This window comes from Streptomyces sp. NPDC039609 (genome assembly GCF_055596705.1).
On the sequence record NZ_JBVIUJ010000016.1, the window covers coordinates 65951 to 83100 of the forward strand.

The window sequence follows — 17150 nt, forward strand, 5'->3', positions numbered from 1 at the left end:
GATGGACAAGAAGTGGCTGCCGCTGACCGTCGTGCTCGGCGTCGCCGGCGTGGCCGTCGTGACGGCGAGCTTCTGGCCCGACGGCGAGGAGAAGCCGCCGCTGCCGCAGACCCTGTGTCATGGCGCGCTCAGCCGGCAGACGGCGGAGCTGATCGACGACGGCAAGGGGGGCGAGGTCAGCGCGGAGGAGTGGGAGAGCAAGGGTAAGAGCACCGATTACGCGGTGTTCAAGGCGTGCAGCATCCTGCGCGCCAACCCGGACAACGACTACCCCCGAGGGATGTTCAGGCTGATCATCGAGGACACCCGGAGTGCCACCGGCCGTAAGAAGGACTCCGTCCCGCTCGGCCCCGGATTCATCGGTTGGGCGCTCCCCGACCAGGCCAAGGCCATGCTGCCCGCCGGCTGCGCCGCCCGCATGGGCTCGACCGCCCCGTACGTGACGGTGACGCTCATCGCGTCCTCGAAGAAGGGGGAAGAGGAAGAGAAGGACCTCGTCGACCGGGACACCGCGACCCGCAACAATGCGGCCGTGGTGCGGGAAGCCGCCACCAACCTTGCACGTGCAGCAGGATGCTGATGAACGTCGGTCGTGGACAGCAGGTTGGGGCTGTAATGAGACGCATCAACGCGTCGATCAGCGTCTCTGTCTCGCGGCTCGTCAGTTTCACCGAGCGCGCGCACTCGTCGGGATCATCCATGCGGTAAGCGTTGAGCGTCCGGACGCCGTCGCGATGGGCGATCACCGACAGCTGACGGTGCTCGCGAGTGGTGAGGTCGTAGCGGGCCCCGATGCCCGGTAACGGAGTGCGACTCAGGCGAGGAGCGGGCATGGCGGACCCCAGGTCGACCAAGGGCGGAAGTTCCACCGCGCTCCCTTGGCCACTATCGCCGTACGAATCACGCGTCGCTTGGATGAATACGGGCAAATCGATTGCTCGTCCTTGCCCAGGCCCGGGATGCTCGATGTCGCGCGGTTCAGGTGATCGCGCGGTGATGGTGCACCATGGCGAGGGCCCCAACGGCGGGGACCAGGAGCGGAGGAGGCTCGCGTGCTGGAATGGAAACCGATCAGCGGCGGACCCCGCCCTGTTCCCGGCCCAGCTGCCACGCCTTCAGTCTGGGCCGTGACCTCGGCCGGAGCCCTGACCCTGGTCACCGCCTTCAACTTCCTCGACCACCACGGCGACCCCACCCTCGACCTCATCGCACTGTCGGTGATCGCCGCGCTCGTGAGCACAGGAGCCCGCCTCACCGCCGCACCCGGCACCGCCCTGCTCTGCTGGGTCATCCTCAACGGCTTCGCCATCCCGCCCATGGGCCGGCTCACCTGGACGGCCCCGCACGATGCCGGACGCCTCGCCTGCCTGTTCGCCGCGGCCGTCATCGGGACGGCCATCGCCCGCCTCGTCCACGCCCGCGCCGCCTACCGGAGGCTCACACAGTGACGGCAGCGGTGCCCCCTTCGCCCTGAAGAGCTCGACGCCGAGCGCGCCCGTGCTGCCATGGCAGATTGTCTTCTCCGTCGGGCAACAGGTCCCGGCCGGCACGCCGTCGCGAGGGAGACGCCGAACAGTGGCGCGAACTTCCTCATGGTGATGGTTGGAGCGGGAGTGGGCGGCCATCAGCAGCACCCGCTCGGCCAGTGCCAGGCACCACGGCCGACCTCCGCCCGGCCCATCGCCGCCCGCTCTCGGACCACGTTCACCAGCTTCACGAAATGGTCCATCCGCAAGCCCGTGAACGTCTCCACTCACAACGGCTCAGCACCCAACACCCCACGCATACAGGGGAGATGCCCAGATCGCAGCCGTCCTGCAACCCGCTTGGGGCCCGTTGCGAAAAATGCTGGGAGCGGTTGCTGTGACTGAGTAGTTCGATTGGTATCCGCGCGGGTCGGTATGCGAGTCCTCATGCGACGCAGCGATGAGGGCTACGGAACCCTTCGTCCACGGTAGGGGGTCGGCCGAGCCTGTGGTTGGCCGGCTCGACGAGGACTCCGCCCCGTGGCTCCTTCTGGAGGTTCCCCTACCTTCGCTCCGGCGGCGTGCTGGTGGGCCTGCCATACGGTGGAGTCGACGTTCACATCCCAGGTAATCAGCCCGTTTGAATTGGCCTGGGTGTGGAGTTGGGTGACGATCCTGCCCAGGTGCCATCCCACTGCAGCGCCGGAGCAGGTCGTAGACACGGTCCCGCGGCCCGTAGCGCTCCGGTACGTCACGCCGCCGCGGGGCCGGTACGAGTCCGCCACCGTACGCCGTCTATCAGGTGGCGCCATATCCACACCCGCGGACGACCCGGTTCGAGGCCGTGCGGCAGTAACGGCGCGAGCCGAGCCCACTGGCCGTTCTTCGGATCCCCACGTCCCACAGGACGTGATCACGAACGACCGAGATCCACTTTCATGGACCCACTTCTCCGAGGGAGGTACGCATCCGAGCGTACCTCGGTCACCTGCAGCTCGGAGAAGAGCAGGTGCAACCGGTAGATGTTGGTCCTGAGGAAGACGTCGTGGAATTCGATCCCCAGAGCCTCCGACCACCGGCGAGCCGCGTTCGACGGCGGAGGCACCTCCGCGCAGGGAAAGCGAAGCCACGCCACGCCCCAGGCGGATTCCTCAGGAGCCGCATCGGCATCCCGGCCCCCGTGGCTAATCCAGGAGTCATGCAATGATCGCTTCCACGTCTCGGGCGAGACCGTGGGAAAGCACAAGGCTCCGATGCAGTATCGGAAGAGGTACCGCCGGTGGAGTGGCTCTTTCTCTGCGCTCAGATCCGCCGGGTCGCGGACGACGATCTCGTAGTCGCGCATGTTGTTCGTGTATCCGTGGCACACGACGGCGTGACTGGATATCGCGTTCAGCGTCTGCTCGAGTTCTGCGGCGCCCATGCCCACGTTCCACCTCACACGCCGAACCTCCCACGACGGAGAACCGGGCGAGCAGGGAGTGGAGGTCTGCTTCAGGTGCCTTCGGCGGCTCACTTCGCGTTCAGCTATTCCGGTCCGGAAGTGGTACGCGGCCACTGCGAAGGGCTGCGACCAGCACTCTCGATACGGGCCCTGGCGCGAATTGATGGCTCCTGCTCGTCAACCGTGCGGCCGTTGTGACTCGTGCGCTGCGGCGGGCAGCCGTGGAGAACGAAAGCACTGTGCCCGCCCCATCCCGACCAAGGCAGCAGGTTTGGCCTGAGTAGACCGGTTCGCAACATCCAGCGCGGCTGCCGCGTGATCCGACACGGCCGGCCTTCCGCCCCCCGCCCTTCGCCCTGCCTGTCGGCCTGGGAAGTGCGGGGAGGCCGCTTCTCTGCACCCCCAGCGTCATGCACCCCCGGTTGTGCAGACGGGGCTGCCCCGGCCCCCTCTCCCTGCGCGCGTGCACCGGCACGTACAGGCTCGACTGAATCCGCTGACTGACCTTGGCGGATCCGGGTGACTCGGCTCCAACGCGACAGCCTTCAGGCCGCGGTTGTCGCGTCCGTCTCGTAGGCCAGGGCGTTTCTTACCGATCACGGGCTCGTTGGTCCGGCCGTGACGGTGACTGACGCGCGGTGGGCGCGGATAGAGCCGTTGTTGCCTGACCGGACCCCGAGGCGGGGTGGGCGGTGGCGTGATCACCGGGCCTTCACCGCGGCCGCCCACGCAGGACGCGAGGAGGAGGCGCAGCAGCTCCTGTATGCCTTCCCGATTCCGGCCCGCTCACTACAGTCCATCAGCCCGGCCATCACGTGGCGCCAGAACGCAGCCACAGCCAAGGACGCTGTCGACGCCCTGGCAGGCGGCTCGGCGCGCGGCATCCACGGCCGAGGCCGACAGTGACTTCTTCGCCGTCCCAGAACTCCTGCACGCCGAAACCTCCTACCTGGACACGCGCGGCCCAGTTGGACCCCTCCACGACGCGCTCGGCCGTCTGACTTTCCCCGGCCCGGCCCCTCACGACCTGCCCGAGGAACTCGCCCCGGTCGCCGCCGCACAGCCCCCAGAGCCATGTCATTGAGGCCTTCGGCACCCTCGACCGCGCAGCTCCGGTGCTGGACGGGCAGATCCACTACCAGCTCCAGCAGCCGCCGCTCACCGACATGCCATCGCCGGCGCCGAGACCGACCTGCTGACCGGAGCCCGCGACGCACCGGAGCGCACCTCGCCGGCCAGCGTGCCCCTCGGCGAGGAGCACATCCGCGGCCGTCTGCGGGAGGCCATGGCCCGCCCCACCGCGCCGGCAAGCCCCGAACCTGCGGCGCCCACCGCGCACGACGAGGCCCACACCCAGGCCCTTGGCTGCTGGATTCACCACCCCCGGAGTGAACCGGCGGCATGGTGACGGGAGTCGGTGTTCGACCGGAAGCCCCTCGGCCGGGGCCTCCGGTCCGCACCCGTTGCTCAGTTCCACCTGACCAGCGTGAGGGTGGCCTCCTCCGCGGCGTCGACGGGCTCGGGCACGTCGACGATCTTCACCGGCTGGCCCGTGGCGCCGAACTGCCCCCGGAAGAGCCCCCACACGCCGCTCTCTCCCTTGGACAGGAAGGCGAAGCCCTTGCCGTCGGGGGAGGGCACCGGGGCCGTGCTGCTCCGGTCGCTCTTCGGGATCAGCTCCTCGGTCTTCACGACCTTGGCGTAGTCGGCGCTGAAGGTGATCTGCGTGAACTCGCAGACGAGGGTGGTGTCGTCGCGCCAGAACGTCGGCTCGCAGTCGGGCCTGTCCTCGCCCGTCAGGCCCGCCGTCTCGATGCCCGTGAGGAAGGATTCCGCGCCGACGCGGCCCTCACCCTCGACGCGGCTCAGGAACACACCTTCCATGCCGCCTCTGGCCACGACCGCCGTGGAGGGAGCGGCGGGGCCGTTGACGTCGTTCGTCGCGAGGACGGTCGCCGCCGTGGCGCCGTCCTTCTTGAGGAGGTCCGGGATCTTTTCGAAGGGGGTACGCTCCTCGGTCGCGTAGCCGGCCTTCGGGTCGCGCGAGACGACGGGGTCGCTCGACTCGAAGGAGTTGGGCTGCTCCGCGTACCAGAGCCGGCCCGTTTCCGGGTGGATGGCGGCACCCGTGTTCTTCACGCGCTCGGTGAACGCGTCCGGGTCGGGCGGCGCGATCTCCTGGCCCGTGTTCAGGTCGAAGGCGGCGGCCCGGCCGAAACTGGCGAGTGTGGCGACCATGGTGAGCTTCTTGTCGAAGGCCTGCGCGGTCTCCAGGTCATGGTTGTCCGGGCACCCGGCCGCCGGTTCCACACCGTTCGGCAGGACGTGGATGCGCTCGGCGACCACGGAGCCGTCCTTGGTGGAGAACGAGCGGAGGGTGAGCCCGAAGTCCCAGCCGCCGCCGTCGTGGTTGATCTTCTGGCAGAAGGAGACGGTCACGGAGTCGGGCTGGGCCAGCGGCGCCTTGGTGATGTCGCCGCCGGCCTCGCCCTGCCCGCCGTCGATTCCGCCGTTGCGTCCGGTCCCGTCGGCTCCGCCGGACCCGGGGATCGGATCGCCGCTGCCGCAGGCGGTCAGCAGCAGTGCGGTGGCGGCGGCCAGGAGTGCGGCCTTGGTGATGCGAGCTGTCACGATGTCCCCGTGCGTTGCGCGGCGGGTCGTGACACTGCAATCAACGCCAGGCCGGACCGCCGCTGTTGGCGATGTTCATTTCAAACGGAGATCATTAAACCAGGCCGGCACCGGTCGGAGTTCGTCGTACTCATCCGGAGCGAAGGCCAGTTCAGGGCGTTCCTCCGCGTACCGGTCACGGAAGACCCGGGACATGGCCCAGTGCCACGCCTCGTCGTGGAAGACGAGCCCCCGGTAAGGAGCGTCGGGCGTACGGGTAGCACTGCACCGCCTCCGCCCCGGCCTGGGGCGGCGTGAGCTTCCCGTACCGCTCCAGCACCCAGGCGTACCCACGCCACTCGGCCCGCCAGGTGCCGGACGTACTCCCTCTCGGCGGCGCCCCAGGGCGAGGTCACTCCGTTCGTCCAGTGTCATGCCTCGGATGACGGATATGAGAGACGACGCCGCAAGGGTCAGGCAGCGCAATCAGCGGAGATCCAGAGGAAACGGCTTAGTACTGCGCCGCACTTGCTGTGACTGCGGTCCGGCTGAGCTGATCATGGGTGGGGACGTCACGGTTGCGGCCACCATCCCCGGCCTTCTCGCCGCTCCAGCTGGTATCGGCTTCTGACCGCCGCAAGCAGCTGGCGGTGGGCGCCCCAATCGGGCTGGCTCGCGATGGGCACGGTGACGACGACCTGCGAGCCAGTGACGTCGCAAACGCTCACCTCCGTGCACCCGCTCTCGGTCTCCTCTGTGGGGTCGATCATGATCCGCGGGGAGCGTCCGCTCTCCAGCCAGGTTGCCTTCCTTCCGGCCGCGACAGACTCCACAACCTCGGCCCAGCTGTCGAAGTCATACGCGTTGAGATACAGCTCGACGCGACCACTGACGAATCCGGTGCTGACCACGATCTCAGCGTGGAGGGCGTCGTGCTGGTCGGTACCGGAGAAGCTCATTCCTCCGATGATGCACAGGGGGACGCTCTGCTCCTCGTCCGAAAGGCGGATCAGCTCGAGGGGGCTGGGATCGGGCACGTCGGTACTACCTCTTTCTGTGCGATGTGTACTCCGAGACTGCACGGCGACTATGGCGGTCGCTGACCGGGGCGGCGGTAGTGGCTGAGGCGGGCTCGGTACTGGTGGCATCGTCGATGCGCCCGCCAGGCAGCCACGAAACAAGGGCGCGCGAGTGGCGACAAGCCCCAGGGCGATGGAAGTGGCTCTGCCCACGGCTCCGGCGTCTTGGGCATGCCATCGGGGGGCAAGGCTTCGCTCGATCCCGACCCAGTACCCGGCGGCACCCTGATGGTCGACGCTCAACGCAAACGGGTTCGATCCTCAGGGAACAAGCTTGGCAAAGGGCGCCAGGCGGAGGCAGTCGCGTTGCGGAGGCGTCGGTCTGCATCCGTCTGAGGTTCGAGCTGCCGCATGTCTTCCGCGTTCGAGAACCCTGGGAGCCGCTCTTCGCGGGGACCCTGAGGTTCGAGCTGCCGCACGTCTTCCGCGTCCGAGAACCCTGGGAGCCGCTCTTCTCGGGGACCGTGGCTGGGCCCGATCGAGGTTGAGTGGCGGGAGGCGACACAGAACTCTATCGCCACCGGGCTACCCGACGGTAATCTGCGAGCCCGTCCGCACTAGTGGGGGAGTGGCATGGGCGCCGACCGGAGTTTCGATCCCGTGGCCGAGCACAACAAGACCCGCGCCGCCCTGAGGGCCGCGATCCCACGACTGGTTCGGCTGCTGCGCGACCTCGCCGACCGAGACGCGCCCTCCGGTGTCCCCGTGTGGACGGTGGGCGACGTCGGTGCGCACCTGGCAGCGGTGTACCTCGGGTTCTGCTCCACAGTCACCCCCGACGAGCCCCTGGACTGGGACAGCATCCTGCCGCCGGGCGACGGGCCGTTCATCGAACGGATCACGACCATGAACGCGACGTCCATCAGCTTCTTCGGCAGCGACGACCGCGCCCGCCTGGGCGAGTTCGTCGCCGAACGAGGCGACACGTTCCTGCGGATCACCGAGGGCCTCGCACCGGACACCGCCGTCGCCGTGCCCTGGTACGGGAAGGAGATCACTCTGGCGACGGTGACCGGTCTGATGCTCAGCGAGACCCTGGTGCACGGCCTCGACATCGCGCGGGGCGCCCGACTTCCGTGGGGGATCGGCCCGGACGAGGCGAGCCTGGTGGTCGGACAGTCGATGCCGACGATGATGACGCTGGCTCTGGACAAGGAGAAGGCGCAGGGCGTCCGCATCGCATTCGACCTCGTGGTCAAGGGCGGTCCGCGGTTGGCGATCGTCGTCGACGACGGGGCGGTGACGGTGACCCGTGACGCACCGCCGCGTGCCTACGACTGCAGGATCACGGCGAAGCCGACCGCATTCCTGCTGGTCTCCTTCCGGCGCACGCCGATCTGGAAGGCCATTGCGCGCGGCCAGATGTGGGCCAGCGGCCGCAAGCCGTGGCTCGCCATGCAGCTCGGTGAACTCATTGGCACGCCCTGACCCGAGGAAATCATCCGCCCTGCCGAATGCCGGCAACGCCAAGAGACCGCCGCGGCGACGCTGCCAAGATGATGGTCTGCGGCCTCGTCGCCCCCGGATGACATCGAGATGGAGGCGTGCGCCTCGCCCGCGCCGGAACCTCACGGAGTGCGCCCCCGTCTGATCGCCGCACCGGCTGAGTGCGATCACCTACGCCGGTCTGAGTACGCGAGCGGGTGCCCGCCGCGCCCGGCGCCGGAAGGGTGGACCCATGCGCCGAATGCTGCTGCTCGCCCCGCTGTTGCTGCTCACCGTCGGCTGCGGGGTGATGCAGAACTCCGAGGAAGGGGCGACAGAGGCCGCACGGGAGGTGGCCAGGAAAGCAGGCGAACGGCTCTACAGCCAGCGTCCGCGCACGGCGGAGGAGGTCGGGCGCTCCGCCTCCGGCATCGACGGGGTGGACGTATTGCAGGTGACGGGTACCTCGACACACGACGGCGACGGCATTGACGTGGTCGTCCGCACCTCCGGCTCGGCCTACAACAAATGGTTCGATCCTCAGGAGGTCGCCGTACGGCGCTGTTTCGCGGTGCGGGTGTCGCCCAAGTCGGAGTGGGGCGAGGATCCCCGTGACGTCGACTGCCCCGATGGCCCTCGGCTGACCTTCGCCCCGCCACCCCAACCGCCACAGTTGCCCTCCGCGGAGCTCCGCGCGAAGCTCCCCCGGGTGCCGGAGGGTGGCCGGGTGGACGAGGCCGAGGTGCGCCGTACGGTCGCCGCCCTGGACCTGGATCCGGCGATCCGTACCGAGGTGAAGGCGGAGGGCGGCCAGGTCGGTGTTCTCCTGTCGGTAAAGGGCAACGGCTTCGACGCGCAGGACTGCCTTCTTGCCCGCGTGGGCCCCGGTGCCACGGAGGTGTGGGTGCCGCCCCGGATCCAGCGGATGCCCGGGGAGGGTGGCTGCTCGGTCGGCAACGCCCTGCACCCGCAACCGGCACCGCACTGAACGGTGTGCCTGCCTCCGGCGAAATCGCGCGCTCTTTCCCGCCGCCTCCGCGATGTCGCCCATCGCCTCTACCGTCCCACAGAAGCGGACTGCCACGGAAGCGGACTGCTCCACAGTTGGCGGGATCCGGGCCAGCGAGATATGCCCATCCGACTCCGAACTTGGGATCCTCGATTGACGAACCGTGCCGGGCCTGTCCCTACTCCGTTGTGATCCTTTGGGTCAGCTTCGCGGCGAGCTCCCCGGCGGCGCGCCCGCGGGGCGTAAGGTCGAGCGACTCCAGCAGGCGCACGTAGCTGACGCTTCCCGAACTACAGCCGCGGTCAGCGGGGGCAGGGCGGGGCTCATCCACATTCGGGTCATCGCCGATCACCGGCTCGTCAGTCTCCGCACGTGACAACCCTCGCCGGTCGCGCCAGGACACGCTTCCCCGGCCACCACTGCGCTCTCGAGACGGGGCAGGCTTGCCGGAGTGCTTCGGGATGCAGGGGGAGCTGGGCGAGCCGCCTCGTTCCAGACGTCGCCTGCAGTCACATCCCCCACCCGCGGGCGACGCCCTTGTCTCGTGTCAGGCAGACTCCGGTCGCGCCGTCTTCCTCCCCGGCGCCTCCTTCCAGCCGCCGGGGCGGTACAAGACACAGGCCCGGGCGATGTCGACGGGCTCGTGTTCGGGCACATGAAGAAAGTGGTTCAACTGCCAGGCCTGCGTGGTGCGGGCTTGGCGGCTGGTGGTCGTTACCCACGGCGGGTAGATGCGGAATGCCCGCTTCCCGCCGGATCCGTTCCTTGACACGATGTCCCGTTCACAGAGCACCTCCCGCGGAAATACGAACTGCCCGAACAGTGGGCCCTCGCGCGTGCTGATGACGAAAAGATCAACGGGATCTTCGGCGTCGAAGGGCTGGATAGGCCCGCTTGCGGACCTCTTCCACACAGTGACGAACTGACCGGCTTTCGTCGGGGTCGTCTTGGCGACGCGAAACCTGACCGAGAAGCCGTCCAGCGTGAACGCGCATGCCCCGTACTCGGCGCTCTCGGCCTCAGGCGCCGGCCACGAGCATGTGAACCCGCTGGGGTCATACACCAGTTCCTTGGCCACCAGCAGATCACCGGGGATCCCCGCTGCACTCGGCCAGGACCCAGGATCAGGGGCACCCAGCCCCGAAGAAGCATCACGTTCCATCGACATTCCTGCATCCTGCCACCACGTTCGTCGAACGTACGGTCGACGCGACGCGACGCGACTCGACTCGACTCGACTTGCCGGGCCGTCCTTGCCGCATAGACCCAGGCGACGACCCGACCGTGTCTAGGCCATCGTGGGCAATCCAGGCCGGGATATTCCGAAGATGCAGTGGTGCATGCCGGATCTACAGTGCCGGCTAGCACGCTGAGGTCAACACTGTGGAACTGCTCTCTGGTATCGCCACCATCGGGCAAGGCAAGCGCGGATGCCACCGCTGCCGCGTCATCGTCCGGCTCCGTTCTGGAGCGGCGAGGCTAGCCCACCCATCGCCGCAACAGCTCTTCCCGCTGCGCTCCGCGGGGAGAGCCTCCCTCCCACGCGCGACCCCACTCCGACATCGCAGCCAGCGTCGTGGCCATCGTCGCGGCGCCCTCCGTGAGGCGAGACAGGAGAGCTTGGGAGAGCTCGACCTCAGTGGGGGAGTAGCCGACGGCAGCGGCCACGTAGGCCGACAGTTCGTTGTCGCCGTCGCGAGATTCCACGCGCACCGTCATCATCGCCGGGCCGCCGCCCACCGGGCCCGGGCCTCCGGGCACAGCCAGGTTCACCACCGTGTCCAGAGCCATTTCCGTGATTGCGCCGATCTGGCGCTTCAGGGATTTCACGGGGACGCACGTCATCGTCAGGGCGTGCACGTCCTCCCACAAATAGAGGTTGGACTGGCTGTCCCCGAGGGCCACCACGGCCTCGGGCGTCAGGCGTACTCCGGGAGCCGGACCGGACGGCTTCGCGCCCACGTACACGTCGCCTTCGGCTATCCAGAACAGGCCCACCATGGCCATGGGTTGCTCACTTCCCCCGACGACGGCGCCGCCGTCGTGTCGCATGCCAACGATCGCATCGTCCTCCGCAACGCGTGAAAGAGCCGGGGAGTTCCCCTCCCGACTTCATCCCAACGGCCTGCGACGAGGGATGCCTGCACGACGGGCGGGACCGAGGGGGCAGGAGGAGCCTCGGGTGGTACGGGAAGCATCGAGGATGCAGAGCCTTCCGACGCACGATCGCTCCCGTTTCCAGGACAGGCACCGACACGTGTGCCGTGGTGCCCCCAACTACTTCTTTCTGCGGCACCGATGACACGTATACGAGGGCTGGCTCCCTGCCCTGCTGCGTTCAGTGACGCGGACAGCGCCCGGTAGCCGCACCGTCAGAGGATCGCGCACACTACTTCCGGGGTGCTGGCGCCGGATACGTCCTGCGCGTCGCGTCAGCTCGGGGCTGGACGACCCTCCATCCGGTGCTGCGGTCGCACCCACGGCGTCGGCTCCGGCTGCGCCACAACGGTCGGCCACGGGTGGATTTCAGGAACTGACGGCCCCGGGCGGCTCTCGTCAGCGACTGCCCCCGCCCACGGGCTCCACCAAGCCGATCGCGATCTCGCACAGGTCAGACGGCTGCGGCTTGTTTGCGAGAGATCGCCGGGACTGGCGAAGCGACAGCCGCCAGGCCCGACAGCAGAGACCATGCCCGGCGAATCCATCGCGCGACCCGTCGGCTCGTCAGCCCCGACGTGGCCCCTCTCCGCCAGTGCGCACGCAGGCCCCAGGGAACGATTGCGGCCCGCAGCCGTGCGCTGTCGAGGGTCGCTGTGTAGGGGGCTTCGACGAGTCTTCCAGCAGGGCGTCATTCGGAGCGTGTACGAGCAGTGCCGACGCAGCGCGCAGTGAGCGCCGCCGCCAGGGCCGCTCTCACCACGACCTGCAGCGGACAGAGAGCGGCCGCACCCAGCGCGACGCCGCCGGATGAGCAGGACGTCGCTCAGCACCGCTGAGGCGACGCGCTCTCCCAATGAGCCCTCCCTGGGCAGATATTGCTGCTACTCGAAAGACTGCTGTGTTCCGCTGACGTCATATCAACAGAGTATCCGAGTGGGTTAATGTTCGAGTTAAACTTGAGGGTAAATTCTGCTACTCTCCAGGCTGGAGGTAGTGGCATGGCATCAGAAGAAGAGCTGTTCGCGTCGGTCGACGCGCTGCTGGATGAGGAACCGCAGCTCCCGGCGCCTGCGGACCGCGCCCGACTGCGTGAGGCTGCCGGCATCACCCAGGCCCGCCTCGCGGTCGCGTTGAAGACGTCGACGCAGAGCATCAAGAACTGGGAGAACGGCCGCTCCGAGCCGAAGTCACCTCGCCTGGAGGCCTACCAGCGGATCCTGAACGGCTGGGCGGCGAAGTACCCCACGCACGGCGCCCCCAACGCCGCGCCCACCCCGGCCACAGCGCCCCAGCCGACCCCGGCCCCGGAAACCTTCACGAGCCCGGCCGCCACACCCGAGGTGCCCGAGGCGGAGCCTGCCGCGCCGGTGGAGGCATCTGCCCCACCGGCCACGCCGGAGCGCCCAGCCGCGCGTCCGGCGTCGTCACGCCGCCCGGCCGCGAAGAAAGCGGTGAAGCCCGCCCTGGACCCGCGCTTCTCGCACGGGCCGCTCGCCGTGCTCGATGGCGACGGCTCCGCGTACGGCATCGACGGCCTCGTGCTGAACTGTCCGGCGACCACCGTCCCGGAGCTGGTGGAGTGGACGCTGCGCGAATCCGGTCTCGGTGCGCCGAAGCTGCACCGCTACGGCAAGGACAGCGACCCGCTGATCGTGCTCACCGCCGCGGCCGCAGTGAAGCTCGGGCTGCCCGAGCGCCTGGAGGGGCACGAGCAGCGCCGCTCGCTGCGACTCCCGGAGGATCACCCGGTGGTCAAACAGGTGACGAAAGCGAAGTGGCAGCTCACCCAGCGAGGATTCGGTCCGTGGGCGCGGATCTACCGCAAGGCCCAGGGGCGCGAGCGCCAGTGCGTACAACTCGCGATCCTGTCCTGGGACGCCCTCGATGAGCGCTCCTGGCCCGGCGTCTCCGAGATGGAGCCGCCTGACATCGCCCGCGTCCTCGGCGTCTACGCGACCCGAGTCATCACCCCGCGCGGCTCCACGGCCGTCTCGGGCCTGGAGCTGATGACGGCGCTGCGCCCGCCCACCAAGGCCGTGCAGGACACGGAGACCGGGAATTGGGTGCCCGGCTACAACCCCGGCTCGCTGGGCACGGAGCCGATGGACCCGGCGCCGCCGGAGGCCCCCCAGGAACACCCCGTTGTCGTGAACTCCGGCTGGAGCGGCGGCTTCCTCGACGAGGAGGCGTACCAGTGGGTGCGGTCGGTGGACCTGCTCAGTGATCAGGAGTGCCTGCTGCCCTTCGCGGTCGGTCTGGACCTCAACACCGCGTTCCTCGCCGCCGCGGCCCGCCTGGTCGTCGGCCTGTCCGGACCGGACCACTTCAACGCCCCCAGGTTCAACCCGAAGATCCCCGGCTCCTGGCTGGTCGACCTGTCCCACATCGAACTGGACCCGCGCCTGCCGTCTCCGTTCACCCCGGACGGCACCCGTCCGACGGGTCCGGCCTGGTACCAGACACACACCGTGGCCTACGCCCAGGAGCTCGGCTTCGACGTCCACCCGATCGAGGCTTACTTGCGGCGGGAGACCGGGGCGTACCTGGACCCGTGGCACGACCGCCTCAAGGCGGCGTACGTCGATACCCTCGCCGACCTCGGCGTCACCCGGGACCTGGACGACCGGCAGTTCCTCGCGGCGATGGAGCGGTACAAGCAGGCCGACCCGGCCCTGACGGCCGTCCTGGCGGCCATCAAGGCCACGGTCAAGGGCGGCGTGGGCAAGCTCCGCGAGCGCCCGCAGGGCCGCCACTACAAGGAGGGCGACCGGTGGCCGGCGCTGGAACGGCCGACCTGGCGCCCCGACATCCGCGCCGCAATCATCTCCAAGGCCCGCGTCAACATGCACCGCAAGCTGCGCAACATGGCGACGATGACCGGCCTGTACCCGCTCGCCGTGCTGTCCGACTGCGTCGTCTACCCCTCGCCGGGCGAAAGCCCGCTCGACTTCCTCCCCTACGCGGCGTCGGGCAAGCCTCAGCCGGGCGGCTTCCGCCTCGGGCCCACTGCCGGGCTGGCGAAGCTGGAGGGTGTCCAGTCGATGCTGTGGGCGGTCGACCTGATGGAGCAGGGCCTCAACCCCGCCCGCCACATCAAGGGCGGCGACGCCGTCCTCGACGAAGGGGAGTGACGCGTGGGAGAGATCGAGGACGCGCTGGAGCGTGCCGACCAGGAGGCGTTCACCCGGGAGCCACCCAAGACCACCCAGGGCCGCGTCAACTTCCTGCTCAAGTACCTCAGCGCGAAGGAGATCGGCGAAGAGGTCGGCGTCACCGCCGACTCGGTCAACCGCTACCGGCGCGGCACGCGGAAGAACCCGCCCAAGGACGTCGCTGCGAAGATCGACGCCGCCGTACGGTCCCGCTGGCAGCCCCAGGTCCGCAAGCGCCGCCGGAAGCAAGCTGCCGTCAGCACCGGCATCACCGTGGAGACGCGGGCCCAGTTCGGCTACACCGCTCCGGTCGGCACCACCGACGACGGCCGTTTCCGCCGCCTGACAGTCCACCTCCCCCCGGCATACGCGCAGCGCCTCTTCGAAGCCCGCGACCAGGGCGCCGGCGACCAGCAGATGCGCGGAATCATCGCCGAAGGATTGAAGGAAGTGTATTTCCAGGACGACGGAAATCGCGCCATGGGACTCTCGGACGTGGCCATCAACAACATTGACTACCTCGACCTGGATTTCTAGAAGCCACGAACCTCCCAGGCCGAAATCCGGTTCATGAGCCGAAACCGCCTAGCTGTCACGCAGGCACGGTTGTTGTCGACGGGGGAGGCCGGAAGCCATTGTCGATCGCCGAAGCCAACTGCTCGGCGTGACATCCCCGGGCTTCGCCTACAGCGACCACCACCTCGTCGTCTTCCTGGAACAGGCCGGCGTCACCGACGCGCATGCAGAACCTCTCGCCGAGTTCACCGGCCCCCGGCCTGCGGCGATCAATGAGGGGTGGTGCGTACATGCGCACGCACCCCTTGCTGGCCGAACAAGACGAGGAGCTCAACCACGCCGCCGTCGGCACTGCCCAGCCAGTGAGGCAAGGACGTGTCGAACTCGGCTGCCTCACCGGGCGACAGCGTCACGTCGCGCTCGCCGATCACGAGCCGCAGGTGTCCGTTGAGCACGTAGAGCCATTCGAAACCTTCGTGGGTCTGCGGGGTCGGCTCGAGTGGTTCCGGCGCGGCAGGGATGATCATCTTGAACGCGTGCACCCCACCCGGTCGTCGGGACAGGGGCACGAACGTCATCCCGAACCGCCTGATCGGCTTGAGGTGTATCCGGGGGTCGCCACTGCGCGGTGCGCCGACGAGATCGTCCAACGGAACGTCATAGGTACGGGCCAGCGGCAGCAGCAATTCCAGGCTCGGCCGGCGCTGTCCGTTCTCCAGCCGGGACAGAGTGCTCTCCGACACGCCGGTCGTCGCCGCGAGGTCGGCGAGAGTGATGCCGCGGGCACGACGCAGCGCACGAAGTCGGGGACCCACCGCGTCAAGTACGTCGTCGTCCGTCCTGCGATCCATCGGGCCATCTTGCCGTAACCGCAAGATTTCGTGCCAGGTCGTGGCGTGCCTGGCAAGACTGAGTGCCTACCGACACAAGGAGCCTTGATGAGCAGCACCGATGCGGTCGCTTTCTGGGACGACGTCTACGCGGCCCGACCGGCAGCCGGCGGACGGCAGCCGAATGCACGCCTCACCGAGACGGTGACGGGCCTGCCGCCCGGTGACGCGTTGGACCTCGGATGCGGCGACGGCGGCGACGCGTTGTGGCTCGCCCGCCTGGGGTGGAACGTCACCGCCGTCGACATCTCGGCAGTGGTGGTCGAACAGCTCGCCGCACTCGCCCGCTCACATGGCCTCGGTGACCGCGTCACGATCCGGCGGGCCGACTTGCACGAGTCCTTCCCGCCCGGCGGATTCGACCTGATCTGCGCCCACTACCTGCACACCCCCTTCAACCTGGACCGGGCAACCGTCCTGCGTTCGGCCGCGCTCGCACTGCGCCCGGGCGGGCGACTGCTGGTCGTCGACCACGGCTCGGCCGCGCCGTGGTCGTGGAACCAGGATCCCGACCTTCACTACCCGAGCCCACGGGAAGTCGCTGCGGGAATCGGCCTGGCCCCGCAGACCTGGACGGTCGAGCGAGCCGACGCACCCCGCCGGATCGCGACCGGACCAGACGGGCGCACCGCCGAGGTCACCGACCACGTCCTCCTCATCCGCCGCACTGTCTGACACGGCGGCAGGCTTCCGCCCCCCCCGACAGAGGAACGGAGACCAAGGATGCCCAGCACCACGCGCTGCGACACCCCGCCGCCACGGACCGGAAGCAACGAGTCCGAGGTCCTGCGCGGATTCCTCGACTACCTACGGACCTCGATCGCCGCGAAGGTCGACGGCGCCCCCGAACCACAGGTGCGAACAGCCGCAGTGCCGTCAGGCACGAACCTGCTCGGCCTGCTGAACCACCTGACCTTCGTCGAGCGCTCGATGTTCCTCGGGGACGACGTCACCGACTGGCAGGCGACGTTCCAAGCCGCACCGGCGGACAGCGTGGCCGACGTTGTCGCCCGCTACCGAGATGTGGTCAGGCGCGCGGACGACGTTCTCGACAGGTGTACCGATCTGGCCGCGCCGGTCCCCCGGCCGCGGCCGGACCGCCCCGCTCCCAGCGTCCGCTGGGCACTCACTCACCTGATCGAAGAGACCGGCCGGCACGCGGGCCACGCGGACATCCTCCGCGAACTCATCGACGGAGCCACCGGCCGCTGATCTCCCTTCTCCGGGACGGGAACTCATGATCACAGCGCCATGGCCGTCACCGCACCGCTTCTTCCCATCCGTGCACACGGTGGCAACCGTCGTGTTCGTCGCTGCTGAGCGAATCGATTCCTCGACGGTTGACCACGCCACCGAGGCGGCCCGGGAGGCAGCTCGGCACGAGCCCCTCCGTCGATCG

14 protein-coding genes and 2 pseudogenes are annotated in these 17150 nt (G+C 68.7%); 8 read left to right on the forward strand and 8 right to left on the reverse strand.

From position 1 onward, the window contains the following. The first annotated feature begins 1 nt into the window (after position 1). Positions 2–580, forward strand: coding sequence for a hypothetical protein (locus ACZ561_RS35040; protein WP_471003122.1), 579 nt, complete (start codon positions 2–4; stop codon positions 578–580). A gap of 2 nt (positions 581–582) precedes the next feature. On the opposite strand, the pseudogene ACZ561_RS35045 reads toward ACZ561_RS35040, so the two are convergent. Continuing rightward, a pseudogene (locus ACZ561_RS35045) lies at positions 583–833 on the reverse strand (cation:proton antiporter regulatory subunit); the annotation flags it as partial. 294 nt (positions 834–1127) lie between these two features. Here ACZ561_RS35045 and ACZ561_RS35050 point away from each other — a divergent pair. Beyond that, complete coding sequence (locus ACZ561_RS35050) at positions 1128–1448, forward strand: hypothetical protein (protein WP_471003125.1); 321 nt, start codon at positions 1128–1130, stop codon at positions 1446–1448. A gap of 95 nt (positions 1449–1543) precedes the next feature. Here ACZ561_RS35050 and ACZ561_RS35055 read toward each other — a convergent pair. From ACZ561_RS35055 to ACZ561_RS35070, 4 genes and pseudogenes are all read right to left on the reverse strand, one after another. Beyond that, a pseudogene (locus ACZ561_RS35055) lies at positions 1544–1729 on the reverse strand (transposase family protein); the annotation flags it as partial. A 650-nt stretch (positions 1730–2379) separates the two neighbouring features. Further along, positions 2380–2889: a YxiG-like protein gene (locus tag ACZ561_RS35060; RefSeq protein ID WP_471003128.1), complete on the reverse strand. Its 510-nt coding sequence runs from the start codon at positions 2887–2889 to the stop codon at positions 2380–2382. 1488 nt (positions 2890–4377) lie between these two features. Beyond that, the gene (locus ACZ561_RS35065; protein WP_471003131.1) at positions 4378–5541 is read right to left on the reverse strand and encodes a hypothetical protein; all 1164 of its coding nucleotides are present in this window, start codon (positions 5539–5541) and stop codon (positions 4378–4380) included. A 551-nt stretch (positions 5542–6092) separates the two neighbouring features. Further along, on the reverse strand, positions 6093–6557 hold the full coding sequence (locus ACZ561_RS35070) for a DUF5959 family protein (protein ID WP_471003134.1): 465 nt from the start codon (positions 6555–6557) through the stop codon (positions 6093–6095). 642 nt (positions 6558–7199) lie between these two features. On the opposite strand from ACZ561_RS35070, the gene ACZ561_RS35075 reads away from it, so the two are divergent. Continuing rightward, a complete protein-coding gene (locus ACZ561_RS35075) occupies positions 7200–8027 on the forward strand; it encodes a maleylpyruvate isomerase N-terminal domain-containing protein (RefSeq protein WP_471003137.1) in 828 nt (275 codons plus the stop codon). A gap of 250 nt (positions 8028–8277) precedes the next feature. After that, positions 8278–9012: a translation initiation factor IF-2 gene (locus ACZ561_RS35080; protein WP_471003140.1), complete on the forward strand. Its 735-nt coding sequence runs from the start codon at positions 8278–8280 to the stop codon at positions 9010–9012. Positions 9013–9580: 568 nt separating this feature from the next. Here ACZ561_RS35080 and ACZ561_RS35085 read toward each other — a convergent pair. Beyond that, a complete protein-coding gene (locus ACZ561_RS35085) occupies positions 9581–10111 on the reverse strand; it encodes a MepB family protein (protein WP_471003143.1) in 531 nt (176 codons plus the stop codon). 401 nt (positions 10112–10512) lie between these two features. Continuing rightward, on the reverse strand, positions 10513–11040 hold the full coding sequence (locus ACZ561_RS35090) for a hypothetical protein (protein WP_471003146.1): 528 nt from the start codon (positions 11038–11040) through the stop codon (positions 10513–10515). A 1151-nt stretch (positions 11041–12191) separates the two neighbouring features. On the opposite strand from ACZ561_RS35090, the gene tap reads away from it, so the two are divergent. Next, positions 12192–14324, forward strand: a complete 2133-nt coding sequence (tap, locus tag ACZ561_RS35095; protein WP_471003149.1) for a telomere-associated protein Tap — start codon at positions 12192–12194, stop codon at positions 14322–14324. Between the two features lie 3 nt (positions 14325–14327). After that, positions 14328–14882 carry a telomere-protecting terminal protein Tpg gene (gene tpg / locus ACZ561_RS35100; RefSeq protein ID WP_471003152.1) on the forward strand — a complete coding sequence of 185 codons (555 nt, stop codon included), beginning with the start codon at positions 14328–14330 and terminating at the stop codon, positions 14880–14882. Positions 14883–15130: 248 nt separating this feature from the next. On the opposite strand, the gene ACZ561_RS35105 is transcribed toward tpg, so the two are convergent. After that, positions 15131–15712 (reverse strand): helix-turn-helix domain-containing protein, encoded by a 582-nt coding sequence (locus ACZ561_RS35105; protein WP_471003155.1) that lies wholly within the window; start codon positions 15710–15712, stop codon positions 15131–15133. A gap of 87 nt (positions 15713–15799) precedes the next feature. On the opposite strand from ACZ561_RS35105, the gene ACZ561_RS35110 reads away from it, so the two are divergent. Continuing rightward, positions 15800–16426 (forward strand): class I SAM-dependent methyltransferase, encoded by a 627-nt coding sequence (locus ACZ561_RS35110; protein ID WP_471003158.1) that lies wholly within the window; start codon positions 15800–15802, stop codon positions 16424–16426. A 48-nt stretch (positions 16427–16474) separates the two neighbouring features. Further along, positions 16475–16963 carry a DinB family protein gene (locus ACZ561_RS35115; RefSeq protein ID WP_471003161.1) on the forward strand — a complete coding sequence of 163 codons (489 nt, stop codon included), beginning with the start codon at positions 16475–16477 and terminating at the stop codon, positions 16961–16963. Positions 16964–17150 lie beyond the last annotated feature (187 nt).